The sequence below is a fragment of the Microcoleus sp. PH2017_35_SFW_U_B genome (genome assembly GCF_020737865.1).
GTDB lineage: Bacteria > Cyanobacteriota > Cyanobacteriia > Cyanobacteriales > Microcoleaceae > Microcoleus.
On record NZ_JAEQDE010000057.1, the window covers coordinates 20,504 to 34,354 of the forward strand.

The 13,851-nt window shown below is 41.6% G+C and carries 10 protein-coding genes; 8 read left to right on the forward strand and 2 right to left on the reverse strand.

What is annotated here, in order from left to right; genetic code table 11:
- Positions 1–14: 14 nt before the first annotated feature.
- Complete coding sequence (locus JGK36_RS16800; RefSeq protein ID WP_293197603.1) at positions 15–449, reverse strand: lysozyme inhibitor LprI family protein; 435 nt, start codon at positions 447–449, stop codon at positions 15–17.
- 530 nt (positions 450–979) lie between these two features.
- On the opposite strand from JGK36_RS16800, the gene JGK36_RS16805 reads away from it, so the two are divergent.
- Together JGK36_RS16805 and JGK36_RS16810 are read left to right on the forward strand one after the other, a co-directional pair.
- On the forward strand, positions 980–2,626 hold the full coding sequence (locus JGK36_RS16805) for a serine/threonine protein kinase (RefSeq protein WP_293197605.1): 1,647 nt from the start codon (positions 980–982) through the stop codon (positions 2,624–2,626).
- A gap of 142 nt (positions 2,627–2,768) precedes the next feature.
- Entirely contained in the window at positions 2,769–3,002 is a 234-nt protein-coding gene (locus JGK36_RS16810; protein WP_293197607.1) for a hypothetical protein, read from the forward strand.
- Positions 3,003–3,171: 169 nt separating this feature from the next.
- Here the strand turns inward: JGK36_RS16810 and JGK36_RS16815 are convergent, their stop codons facing one another.
- Positions 3,172–5,184 carry a P-loop NTPase fold protein gene (locus JGK36_RS16815; RefSeq protein WP_293197609.1) on the reverse strand — a complete coding sequence of 671 codons (2,013 nt, stop codon included), beginning with the start codon at positions 5,182–5,184 and terminating at the stop codon, positions 3,172–3,174.
- A gap of 271 nt (positions 5,185–5,455) precedes the next feature.
- Here JGK36_RS16815 and JGK36_RS16820 point away from each other — a divergent pair, with 271 nt between their 5' ends.
- The 6 genes from JGK36_RS16820 to JGK36_RS16845 are packed head-to-tail and all read left to right on the forward strand — an operon-like array spanning position 5,456 to position 13,599.
- Positions 5,456–5,605, forward strand: a complete 150-nt coding sequence (locus JGK36_RS16820; RefSeq protein WP_293197611.1) for a hypothetical protein — start codon at positions 5,456–5,458, stop codon at positions 5,603–5,605.
- Between the two features lie 24 nt (positions 5,606–5,629).
- Positions 5,630–7,168 carry a class I SAM-dependent DNA methyltransferase gene (locus tag JGK36_RS16825; RefSeq protein ID WP_293197613.1) on the forward strand — a complete coding sequence of 513 codons (1,539 nt, stop codon included), beginning with the start codon at positions 5,630–5,632 and terminating at the stop codon, positions 7,166–7,168.
- A gap of 2 nt (positions 7,169–7,170) precedes the next feature.
- Complete coding sequence (locus tag JGK36_RS16830) at positions 7,171–8,379, forward strand: restriction endonuclease subunit S (protein ID WP_293197615.1); 1,209 nt, start codon at positions 7,171–7,173, stop codon at positions 8,377–8,379.
- Position 8,380: 1 nt separating this feature from the next.
- Positions 8,381–9,694, forward strand: a complete 1,314-nt coding sequence (locus JGK36_RS16835) for an AAA family ATPase (RefSeq protein ID WP_293197616.1) — start codon at positions 8,381–8,383, stop codon at positions 9,692–9,694.
- Positions 9,687–10,166 carry a hypothetical protein gene (locus JGK36_RS16840; RefSeq protein WP_293197618.1) on the forward strand — a complete coding sequence of 160 codons (480 nt, stop codon included), beginning with the start codon at positions 9,687–9,689 and terminating at the stop codon, positions 10,164–10,166. Before JGK36_RS16835 ends, JGK36_RS16840 begins: the two co-directional genes overlap by 8 nt.
- A gap of 4 nt (positions 10,167–10,170) precedes the next feature.
- The gene (locus JGK36_RS16845) at positions 10,171–13,599 is read left to right on the forward strand and encodes a DEAD/DEAH box helicase family protein (protein WP_293197620.1); all 3,429 of its coding nucleotides are present in this window, start codon (positions 10,171–10,173) and stop codon (positions 13,597–13,599) included.
- Positions 13,600–13,851 lie beyond the last annotated feature (252 nt).

The following is a 13,851-nucleotide window of genomic DNA, read 5'->3' on the forward strand; positions in this document are numbered from 1 at the left end:
TTCTTATCTCTTTCTTATCTCTTTCTTAAATAATTCTCTAATTCAGCGGTGCGTTGTTTGGTCTTGCGTTCCAAGCATTCATTGAGAAAACCTCGATAACCGGAACCACCGCGATTGTCATAAACTTCTGATTCGCAGTTTTTGTCCCGCGACTTAATCCATTTTATCTGTTCTTGATAAAGTACCGATCGCTGTTTACGACTTAATTTAGGAAGCAGTTGTTGATAAACCTGATTAAGGCGCTTATCTGCGGCTTCATACCTTAATTGCATACACTCTTTGTACTCTGCGTTACTTTGTTGAGGACTGCTGCAATTACGCTGTCGCTGAGCTATTTGGTTTGGTGCCATTGTACTGTCTTGTTGTAGCCCTGCAAAGACTGGCCCAGAGTTAGCACCAACAACAGCCAAACTTACTATTAAACTAAAAATCGCTCGCCCTTTGTTCATTTTGCCTCTCTGTTCCAATTTAAATCCTAGACCAAAATTATTGCCATATTACAAATAACGTTCTATATCCTCAGTTTCAGGAAGTTTCCTTTTTTTAAATCTTTTTACCTGATTATGGTTCTGTTGTGGTGAAGCTTGTACAAAGGAAAGTGAACCAAATCATAGCTGTTTCTGAGGCTGGGTCAGTCGCAACCAGAAGCTGATATCGGCAAAACTCACCCCGTCAGCCAACGGTAGACCAATATTCTCTCTGTTTGCGGTCATCCCAAGGTTCTACTGCATTACTGCATTACTGTATTTGGCTGGGTATTGCTTAGCGCCAGGGGGCTGATGCAGTAAGGAAACACGCTACCTCACGGGTACAGGTGGGTGCGGAAAGGTTCGGGCGATCGTAACGCAAATCTGATTCTCAAATCAAGTAAGCTGAATATCAGACTCGGTTCCCGGAACATAGTTGATTTACAGCGGAATATTTTAACTAGCTTGACTTTAATGCTGTATGTCGTAAAACAATATTTTAGACTTTAACTATGCTATTAAATCATCGGTATCAAGTTTTAAAATCTATGGGTTCTGGCGGGTTTGGGGAAACCTTCCTCGCAGAAGATACCCAAATGCCATCAGGACGGCGGTGTGTAGTTAAAAAGCTACACCCAGTTTCTCACCATCCGCAAATCTATCCACTAATCAAAGAGCGCTTTCAACGGGAAGCCGCTATTTTGGAAGATTTGGGTAGCCACAGCGATCGCATTCCGACACTCTATGCTTATTTTGAAGAAAACAATGACTTCTATCTGGTTCAAGAACTAATAGAGGGCATGACTCTCACAAATACAATCCAGTCACAATCCAGTTTCAGCGAAAGTTATGTCAGAGACTTTCTAGTTAATTTTTTACCGATTTTAGATTACGTTCATCAAAAACGGATTATTCATCGGGATATTAAACCAGACAATATAATTATTAGACAATCCGACCAAAAGCCTGTGTTGATAGATTTTGGTGCTGTCAAAGAAGCCATAGCTACTACCATGAGTTCTTCGGGAAGTCCGCAGACTTCAATTGCAATCGGAACTTGTGGATTTATGTCTTCCGAACAAGCGGCCGGACGACCAGTATATAGTAGTGACTTATTCGCTACTGGATTAACCGCTATTTATTTACTGACAGGTAAACAGCCACAGGATATAGAAACTAATAACTATACAGGTGAAATTCTTTGGAAGCAATATGCTCCCCAAGTTAGCCCTACCCTCACCATTATTTTAGATAAAGCAATTTCTGCTCATAGTTGCGATCGATACGCTACAGCACAGGAAATGCTGCAAGCATTGCAATCTCAAACATCTCAGGTTCATCAAATTATCCGTCCTACCATCGCAGATATTCCTGAGCATATTCAGCAACAACCAACAGTTATTTCCGCAGCTCCATCTAAACTAGGGAATATCCAACAAACTTTGTTGCTTGGTAGTTTCATTGCGACGGCTATTATTGCAGGATTTTGGATAACCAAACCATCTGAACAATCGGCTAGTTCTAATCCATCACCGACTCCAATTGCCCAAACTCCATCAATAGTTGCATCACCACAGCCTTCTAAGTCTCCTTCACAAGTACAAGAATCTCCTACTCCCAAAACTCCAGTTACTCCTAAATCACCAAATGTTATACAACCTGTACAACCATCACCAATTCCTAAATCATCAACTGTTACAGCTCAACCTCAACCTTCACCAATTCCTCCATCTCCAATAGTTACAGCTCAACCTCAACCATCACTAATTCCTTCATCTCCGACTGTTACATTTCAACCTCAACCATCGCCAAATTATCCACCGACACAAACTCCACCACAACCATTACCAATTTATCCACCTACACCAGCAGTAACTTTACCTAAGCCAACTCCTATTCCATCTTCTTCAATTTCGGTTAAACTGCTTGATCTGCCAGAATTATATCTTGCTTCAACGACTTTAGTTTATTCTGATGGAGATAGATTGAAAGCAGATTTTAGAGTTTACTGTCCAACCTCGATGATTCGTCCTACTAACTACATTTTGACCAACCAACAAGGTGCTGTCAAAAAAGCAGGAGCATGGTGGCAAACTTCATTTACGCCAAGATATGATGCGGAGTATCAACTTATCAAAGAAGTTTGCAACAAAAACTAATACAACCCTGGACTAACCAACTCTATTTTTTGAATAGCAACCCATTCCTTGATATACTGCGTTTCATTAGAATTGAAATTTAATTGGGTTTAAGGTCTTGTATTATAATGAAGACGCAGACACCGGGAGTAAGCGAGTTCAGATGAAATTTTCGTTGGAACAGATGTACCCCAACATAGCTCGTTGGGTATACGAACATGAAGGCTGGATTGAAATCGGCGATCAGGCAGAGAGTCCTTTAACATCTTTTGTGCGAGCGAGCGATTGTGGTGGGATGCTGTGGTTCGGAAAAGATAGCTATGAGAGCCTAGATGAAGCGCTGCAAGACCTAGATGCGGGATTGGCAGTTGTATTGAAAGAGATTTACGGTGAATGAAACAAAACAACTAACAACGTGCTACTGCCAATAAAATCAAAAAGTGGATTCAAGCCACTTTCGTAAGTTGAAAAAGCTCGACTTGCCATACTGATAACCAGATTGACGAGTATCAAAAGTCTGGTTTTTTTTTGATGGGCGGGTGACAGACGGCGCAGAGTCAACACCCTTAAAGAGGTTGTTCTACTTGTTCGAGATTACTAATAATTCCTTCTAAGTATTCTTTATTGAGAGAACTTAATAAGTATCCGCTAATTTTTCCTGTTTTTTGAGAAATTTCTGCTAGTAATAAACTTTGAATCTTCTTCAAAAAATCTAGCTCATCAACTAAATTTTTCGCAAAATTTGGGCTGCTATATCTGTTTCTTAGACAATAAAAAATATAGCCCATATCCTGATAAGGCAATATCAAAAATGTTTTCATAAAATCTTCGGGAGGTAAATATTTCAAGATGGGATAATCATAATAAGATTTTTGCCCTAAACTATCGAAATTGCTGCCAGCATTAAAAAATATTGTATGTTGAAACATAGCGATGTTATTTTGCATCATATCTAGTATCTTTTTAGCTTCATTGGGTATATTTTGAATCCTTACCTCTTCTTGACATTGCTTAATATAATTATCAAATTCTTTAAAGCCTGGATCGTCTTTACTGTTAAATTCAATACTCATATAAACATCTCCGAATGGATTAGAACGATACTCTGTATCTAGCCTGCCAGAATTCTTTAGTTGATCAATATATTCTTTAGCTTCATCAATAATAGATTTTTTGTCCTTGTCGTATACCTTAATATCAGAAAATAGTAAGAATAATCCGGTAATATGCTTGATTATTCCCATATCTTCAAAAGCCCTATTCAGATACTCTGATTTAACTAGATCAAGTGTTTTATCGAATTCTCGATCGGTAAGCATAGTATAACGCAACAATTTCATCCAATTGGGTGCGTTTTCCTCTTGGAAAAATTTGGAATTTGGCAGTGATTCTTCAAAATATTGCCGATCGATCAGACCTTTGTCAAAAAAAGCTTCCCACCATAATAAGCTTGGGTACACTCCAGAAAAAGCTAGTAATCCACTAAAGTAATAGGAGTTATAAAGCTTTTGATACTTTTTGAATATAGAATCTTTATGTTCAGTATTTTCAGTATTGGCATTATTTTTTTCTGTTAAGTTACTATGATTATTGCGCTTTCTCTCTGACATCATTTCTTTAGCTAATTCCCGATCTATTTGACGAATTTCTTGGGGATGAAGTCGGGCACAAGAAATTTCAATAGAAAAAATTATTAATAATTCTAAGACTTCTTCTACTAATTTTGATTGATTCTGAGCTTTTTCTGGTAAGTTTTCAAAGATTCGTTCAAAATCCAAGATTACTTGGTTCAAAGTTCTTAAATTTGTACACTCTGCTTGCCTGTATAACTCTTCAAGGAGAGCCAAGTTTTTTGTCAAAATTTCTTTGACTTGCGAATTAGATATTTGATTAATGGTTGTATTTAATGCCCCTGACAAATCAGGAAAAACTTCAAAAGTTTTCCCAATTAGTTTTTCCTTTGTTTTGTTGTATTTCTCTTTTTTGTCTTCATCGCTATTTATTTCATCTTCATTGGCAATTATGACTACTTTTAAGTTTTGGGAATCTACAAAATTATTTATATATCCCAATATATTTTCAATGTTTATGCTACAACGTTCTAAGTCATCAAATATTAAAAGGCTAAATTGAGAATCCTGAAATTTTTTATCTATGTCTATATCGGGAATAGCAATATGATACATTCCATCTTGTTGACCATCATTATTTATATCAATTTTTAATGTACCCTTTAGCAAACCTTTAAGAATTTGACCCGCTATCACCATCCCTTTAGATCCAAGTACAGGGTGAATTTGTTGAAAAAGAATGTCTTCTATTTCCGAATAATTAGTAATGCCGTATAGGCTAACATATAAAGATTTTTTATCTTTTGTTTTTAATTTTTTACGATCTTTTTTTAATTTTTCACAATACTGATTTATAAACCATGTTTTGCCACACCCCCATTTCCCTTTGAGCAAGATAGCGAATTTAGGAGACTGAGGTAGTTCACAGTAATAGTCTAAGTATTGTTGGATATGCTGATTGGGTTCAGAAATATACTGATTATTTGTGCTAGTTGTTTGGTCTGGCATAAGTTTTTTGAGTTGTAAAATTAATAAGGTAAAGAAGTATCAATCATTTAATTCGATCGACTCTCCTGCAATAATCTTTATTTTCTCAGTCGCTGTAAAGAATTGTACGATCGCCTATTTTGCTTAACGATCGGCTATTATATCACTATCACTGCATTAGTCTTCAGCATCATTGGCCAGGAAGTAGGCTGATACCGCGAGTCAAGAAAGAGCGATCGCCACCAAATTCCAGCAGTACCCCAGACATTCCACCAGGAGGGCAAAACCGAAAATGCAACGATGCGACGGATTTTCGCGCGCCCTCAATTCGAGAAATGACAGGCTGGTGTTTGGCAAAAAAAAGATGCAGCAGATAGATTTGGCTGCATATCTCCAGCAAAACCACATCCAAGCTAAACTGATACTCACCCAAATTTTTTAGAATTATCGGACAAGAAAGCGCAATATGATATCTGGGGAAATCAAAAGCCAAATAGATAAAATCTGGGATGCCTTCTGGTCGGGCGGTATCTCCAATCCCCTCGAAGTCATCGAGCAGATTACTTATTTGCTGTTTCTGCGTCGTCTCGACGATTTACATACTCTGGAAGAAAACAAAGCTAATCGGCTCAAGCGCCCAAGGTCACGCCGGATTTTCCCAGAAGGTGAAGATATCAAAAAACGCTCCTACGATGATTTGCGTTGGTCGAGGTTCAAGAATTTTGCACCGAAGGAGATGTTTGAGGTCGTCAACGATCATGTTTTCCCTTTCCTGCGGACTTTGGGGGGGGATGATTCGACTTACGCGCACCACATGAAGGATGCCCGCTTCACAATTCCGACTCCGGCGCTGCTGTCTAAGGTGGTGGATTTGCTGGATGGTGTACCGATGGAGGACAGGGATACTAAAGGCGACCTTTATGAGTATATGTTGGGCAAGATTGCCTCCGCTGGACAAAACGGACAGTTTCGCACGCCGCGCCACATTATTGGGTTGATGGTGGAACTGACTGCACCCACTCCGGGGGATGTGATTTGCGATCCGGCTAGTGGGACTTGCGGCTTTCTGGTGGCTGCTAATGAATATTTAAGATCGCATTTCCCGGAAATTCTGCGCGATACCAAGATGAAGCAACATTTTCACCATCAGATGTTTCACGGGTTCGATTTTGACAATACCATGCTGCGGATTGGCAGTATGAATATGCTTTTGCATGGCGTAGAAAACCCGGATGTGCGCTATCAGGATTCGCTGGCACAGGAACATTCTGGTGATGAAGAATCTTATACCTTAGTATTGGCTAATCCGCCTTTTGCTGGTTCGTTGGACTATGAGAACACGGCTAAGGATTTACAGGCGATCGTCAAAACAAAGAAAACTGAATTGCTATTTTTGGCTTTGTTTTTAAGATTGCTGAAGCCTGGGGGACGGGCTGCGGTAATTGTGCCGGATGGGGTGCTTTTTGGATCTTCTAAGGCACACAAAGAATTGCGCCGCTTGTTGATAGAGGAGCAGAAGCTTGATGCTGTGATTTCTCTGCCCGGTGGTGTTTTTAAGCCCTATGCGGGTGTTTCTACTGCGATTTTACTATTTACTAAAACTGACTCAGGTGGAACTGATTTTGTTTGGTTCTACAATGTGAATGCTGACGGCTGGAGTTTGGACGATAAAAGAACGCCTTTGCTTGCTGATGAAAAATTAGGTGCTGTGCCTGTTACGGATTTAACAGCAGAGGAACATACTAAGAATAATCTGCCGGATGTGTTGAGTCGTTGGCAATTGCGGAATACTGCGGAACGGGAGCGATCGCGCACTGCTCAGAGTTTTTGTGTGCCGAAGGCTGATATTGTGGCTCAGGGATATGACCTTAGTTTGAATCGCTATAAGGAAGTGGTGCATGAAGAGGTGGATCATCGCGCACCTAAAGATATTCTTGTTGATTTGGTGAAGTTAGAGGTGGAGATTCAGCAGGGAATGGAGAAATTGGAGGGGCTGCTGAGATGAGTGTGATATCAGAAGAAAGAAAGTTGCCATCAACTTGGCGTTGGGTACGTTGCCAAGATGTTGTGGATGTTCGTGATGGTACTCATGACACACCGACTAAAACAAATTTTGGGATTCCTCTCATTACTTCAAAGAATCTTACCCCACAAGGAATTGATTTTAGCAACATAACATATATATCCGAAGAAGACTACCAAAGTATAGAAAAACGCTCTGCTGTTGATGACGGAGACGTTCTTTTTGCAATGATTGGAACAATTGGCAACCCAGTAATTGTTAAAAAAGATCGTCAATTTTCGATAAAGAATGTCGCTTTGTTCAAGCTGAATAAGTCTTTATATTATCCGCCTTTCTTCAAAGAATTGCTAAACACCTCGATTATTAGAAAGCAGCTTGCTCGAAACACAAAAGGCGGAAATCAGAAATTTGTTTCACTTTCGGTTTTACGGGACCTGGTTATTCCATTACCCCCCTTAGAAGAACAGAAACGGATTGCAGAGATACTCGATCGCGCGCAATCTCTCATATCTAAACGTCGGGAGGCGATCGGGCAACTCGACACCCTCACCCAAGCCATATTTATCGAGATGTTCGGCGATCCAGTTACGAATCCGAAGGGATGGTCAGTGCTCTACTTTAATAATCTGCTTTCAATGCCTTTACGTAACGGCTTATCACCATCCAACATAGGGAAGGTAATGAGCAAAGTTCTAACACTTTCGGCAATCACTGGAAGTGCGTTTGATGAAAACGCATGGAAGACCAGTACATTTCAGTCTGTGCCGCCAATCACCCAACGTGTGGATCAATCCGATTTTCTAATCTGCCGAGGCAATGGCAATATTCAATTAGTAGGCAAAGGTTACTTTCCTACCCAGCAAATGCCAGAAGTGACTTTCCCTGACACAATGATTGCTGCACGGATTTTACCAGAAGTTATTGAGCGTCAATTCTTGCAGCATATTTGGAACTCAAGTGCAGTGCGCCGACAACTTGAAACATTGGCTAGGACGACTAATGGAACTTTCAAGGTGAACCAGACTATGTTGGAGGGTGTTTTGTTCGTTGTTCCACCTCTTCCTCTTCAACAAGAATTCGCCCGTCGCGCTGAAGCTGTAGAAAAACTCAAAACCGCACACCGCACCTCACTGTCAGAACTCCATGCGCTCTTCGCCTCCCTCCAACATCGTGCATTTAGAGGAGAGTTATGACATGAACGCCATGCTAACCGAATTTACCCTCGCCAACTTCAAAAGTTACAGTACAAGCCGATTACCCCTTGGCTCCCTAACCGTGCTAATAGGTGCCAATGCCGCAGGCAAAAGTAACGCCCTTGAAGGTTTGCGCTTTCTGTCATGGCTAGCACAAGGTCAAAAACTCACCAGCATTCAATATGCGGTGAATAGTGCAGAGCGCGTTGTACGCGGTCGAGTCAATGACTTGTGCCATCGGGGAGAGTCAAATTTTACCATTGGTTGCCGTTTGGACTCAACAGATTGGAACCAACTCGATATAACCCTGAATGTGCGTGACGGAGAACTGCACATCAGTAATGAGCGAATCGTTGACTCAACAAGTCAAGTCCCGCTATATCAGCTAGATCAGCCTTCTCAAGGAGTAGGGACTGATGTTCGTGTGGCCTATAACAACTTTACAAAAGGGAAGAACAAGCCACGAATAACGTGCAGCGATCAAATGGCTATATTCGTGCAATTAGACACCCCTGCCCATTTTGATCCAAAGTACCCCAAATCCCAAAAGAGCATTCCTGAAACCGTCCGCGAATATCAAAAAGTCTTACAAAATATCCTATTTTTAGATCCCGTCCCCGCCAGAATGCGCGAGTACAGCTTCAAATCTGATAAGCGATTACAAGAAGATGGCACTAATCTTTCCAGCGTTTTGTATCGCTTGTGGGAGAATCAAGCCGAAAATCAAGAGGCAATTCTCAACTTTATTCAGAGTCTACCAGAGCAGGCTATAGATGGGCTAGATTTCCTTTTCGGCCCACGGGATGAAGTGATGGTGCGACTAGCAGAAACCTTTGGCAATACGCGCCGCTATTGTGAGGCGGCATTGTTATCCGATGGCACTTTGCGAGTTTTGGCGATCGCGGCGGCTATGCTATCGGCACCCGTTGGTAGTTTAGTCGTCATTGAGGAAATCGACAACGGCGTTCATCCCAACCGCGCCAAGCATTTACTCGCCAGCATCCGAGATATTGCCGAACGTCGTAAATTGCGAGTGCTGCTATCGACTCATAACCCCGCGTTAATGGATGCCTTGCCCGATGCTGCCCTTGGTGATGTAGTGTTTTGTTACCGCAATCCAGATGAAGGAGATAGCCGCCTGGTACGGCTTGGAGAGATGTACGATTTTCCTAGTCTGATATCTCAGGGGCCACTCGGTCAACTGGTAACTGCTGGGATAGTCGATCGATTTGTCAAATCGCCGCACACACCTGAAGACAGAAAACAGCAAGCTATGGCATGGCTGTCTCGGTTACAGGAGTACGGCAATGAGTAGTATTTGCCTGATAGATACCAGCATATTCCTCGAAATACTCAACGTTCCCAACTATAATCAGCATAGAGCATCAGTTCTTGAAGATTTTATCACCTATTCTCAAGCTGGCTGTACTTTTCTGTTGCCGATGGCAACCATACTCGAAACAGGCAACCACATCGCCCAAAACGGCGACGGCACAATGCGAAGGAAAACAGCCATACGTTTTGTTAAAGAAGTTAAACAAGCTTTCACGGGCGTAGCGCCCTGGAGACCTACCACATTCCCGAACACCGAAGAGATATTGCTATGGATTGACCAATTTCCGGATCTGGCTGGCAAAAACAAAGCACCTCTTAAGTTAGAAGGAACAAGCTTCGGGGATCTCAGTATCATTCAGGAATTTCATAAGTCCTGTAATCTTTTTTCAATGAGTGAAGTTTTTATTTGGTCACTAGATAGCGACTTAAAAAGTTATCACAAAATGCCATAAATTTATGAGCCAGTTTACCTTTATTCAATCAGATTTTCCCACAGTTTACGAATCGGCCAATAAAGCTATTGATGCAGTACATCCCGACCCTCGCACTGCCTGCTTTTATGCCCGTCGAACTTTGGAGTTAACCGTAAATTGGTTATATAAATACGATAATTCCCTAGAACTGCCCTATCAAGATAACCTAAGCAGTTTAATTCACGAACCTACTTTTAAAACCTTAGTAGGTGAAGCAATCTTTAACAAAGCAAGAGTCATTATCAAACTAGGAAATCAGGCCGTACACAGTACCCGACCTATCTCTGTGAATGATGCTATAAATGCTGTACGAGAGCTGTTTCATGTTGCATACTGGTTAGCACATACCTATGGACGCAGTAGCAAACCCAATGCGGGGCTTACCTTCAACTCTGACGCATTGCCCAAGACTGCACCAGTTCCTAAGCAAACCATTGAACAACTTCAGAAACTAGAAACTCAACTACGCGATCGCGATGAAAAGCTCTCAACACTTCTAGCAGACAAAAATGCACTTGATGAAGAACTGAAACAACTACGGGCAGAATTGGCAGCAGTCAAGAAAGCCAGTGTCACCCAACCAGATACCCACGACTATTCTGAAGCACAAACCCGCGATATTTTCATCGACTTATTGCTGAAAGAAGCAGGATGGGCATTAGATAAAAAGTGCGATCGGGAATTTCCGGTTACAGGGATGCCCAATTCATCAGGTCAAGGTTTTGTTGATTACGTCCTCTGGGGCGATGATGGTAAACCTCTGGCAGTCGTAGAAGCCAAACGTACCCGAAACGACCCCCGAATCGGACAACAACAGGCTAAATTATATGCCGATTGCCTAGAAAACCAATTTAATCAGCGTCCAGTTATTTTCTACTCTAACGGTTACGAGCATTGGCTGTGGGATGATACTAATTACCCACCGCGACAGGTGCAAGGATTTTACAAAAAAACTGAATTACAATTACTCGTACAGCGCCGGACTACCCGCAAATCTTTAGCAGCAGCCACCATTAATCCTAGCATTGCCGAACGATATTATCAAACTCGCGCTATCCGCCGCATTACCGAAGCTTTCGAGACTGATAAAGACCGCAAAGCCCTGATAGTTATGGCAACTGGTGCAGGCAAAACCAGAACGGCGATCGCCTTAGTAGATATGCTGATGCGTTGTAACTGGGCGAAACGGGTACTATTTTTAGCCGATCGTGTAGCTTTGGTAAATCAGGCAATCAATGTATTTAAGAAACATCTCCCCGATGCCGCCCCAGTAAACTTAGTCACAGAAAAAGATACCGAAGGACGAGTATTTGCTTGTACCTATCCCACCATGATGGGATTGATTAATGATACTCGTGAGAGTCAGCGTCGTTTTGGCGTCGGGCATTTTGACCTAATTATTATTGATGAAGCTCACCGATCGGTTTTTCAGAAATACCGTACCATTTTCAACTACTTTGATTCTGTGTTGCTAGGGCTAACCGCTACACCAAAGGATGAAATTGACCGCAACACTTACGGGCTCTTTGACTTAGAAAATGGCGTACCTACCGATGCTTACTCGCTTGAAGATGCCGTAAAAGATGGGTATCTAGTCCCCCTGAAAGCAGTATCAGTGCCGCTTAAGTTCCAGCGACAAGGCATTAATTATGACGAACTCTCTGAATCCGAAAGAGAAGAATGGGATGCGCTGGAATGGGACACAGAAGGCAATGCGCCCGATCGCGTAGAAGCAGAAGCAGTCAACAAGTGGCTGTTCAATAAAGATACCGTGGATAAGGTGCTAGAGCATCTAATGACTAGGGGGTTAAAGGTTGCTGGGGGTGATCGGCTCGGTAAAACCATTATTTTTGCTAAAAACCAAGATCATGCAGAGTTTATTGCTGAACGGTTCAACGCCAATTACCCACATTTTAAAGGTGAGTTTGCCCGCGTTATTACCTTCAAAACCACCTACGCTCAAAGCCTGATTGATAACTTTTCCCAAAAAGATAAAGAACCTCATATCGCAATCTCAGTGGATATGCTCGACACTGGGATTGACGTACCAGAGGTCGTTAATCTGGTGCTGTTCAAAATTGTTCGCTCCAAAACTAAGTTCTGGCAGATGATAGGACGAGGTACGAGGCTATGTCCCGATTTATTTGGATTAGGGCAAGATAAAGATTTTTTTTACCTGTTTGATTATTGCCAAAATTTAGAGTTTTTTCAACACAACTCAGAGACTGTTAATGCACCAATAACGAAATCATTGGGTCAGCAATTGTTTACCGCTCGATTAGAATTAATCGGAGAACTAGATAAAAGAATACCTGGAAATCAACCAATAAATCAAGCACAAGTGAGCCAGCTTCAAGAGTATCAATCTGCCTCTAAAGAACCCAGTACCGATGCAGAATTGCGTCAGGAACTAGCCAATTTACTCAATACAGAAGTTGCAGCTATGAATACTGAAAACTTCATAGTGCGACCTAAACAACGATTCGTAGAGAAATATGCTAATTCCGCAGCATGGACATCGTTATCGATCGATGATTTTCTGGAACTTAGCCAAGAAATAGCTGGTTTGCCTTCCCAATTGGAAACAGAAACAGAAGAAATAAAAAGATTTGATATTCTGATGCTGAAGTTACAATTAGCAATTCTGCGCTCTGACTCTACGTTTAAGCGTTTACAAGAACAGGTGAAGTCACTTGCAGGACTGCTAGAAGAGAAATCGGCCATTCCCTTCGTGCAAGAACAGTTAGCCCTGATTCAGGAGGCACAAACCGATGAGTGGTGGCAAGATGTGACATTACCAATGCTTGAGGTGTTACGCAAACGCCTGCGGGGGTTAATCAAGCTGATTGAGAAACAAAAACGCCAACCTATTTACACCGACTTTGAGGATGTGATGGAGGATGAGATAATAGTAGAGTTGCCTGGTTTCACAGCATTAGATAACTTTGAGAAATTTCGCGCTAAAGCAAGGGCTTTTTTGCGATCGCATCTAGATAATCTAGTCATTTTCAAACTACGAACTAACAAACAGCTCACTCCATCCGATCTATCTGAACTAGAAAATATCCTGCTGGAAAACAAGTTAGGGGCTGAGGAGGATATTGTTCGTGCCAAGGAAGAGTCGCATGGGTTAGGCTTGTTCGTCCGCTCTTTAGTAGGACTCGATCGGGAGGTAGCCAAGCAGGAACTAGCGAGGTTTATATCTGGTAAAAATCTTAACTCTAATCAGATTGAGTTTGTGAATATGATTGTAGACTACCTAACTGCACATGGCGCAATGGATGCAGCAATCCTCTATGAATCCCCATTTACCGATATTACACCACAGGGGCCAGACGGATTATTTACCTCGGCTCAAGTAGATGAATTATTTCTTATACTTGAAGAAGTTTGTACACGGGCTGCTGCATAATACAGCAATAGACAATATCATTATTCGCAACAATATATAACTGATTTGCTTGACGAGGAATGCACTACTTCAATCAGGGTATATGGATTTTAGTTATTAAATTAGGGCGCTATTTCCACAATTTTATGCTAAAATCCTGATTCCCACTAGCTACAGGGCGAACGCATCTAAACTTTATATTAACAGAATATGGTATATTGGACAAGAATTATTGAGTAACTACAAAACATTTAATTAGGGTTCACCTGTATG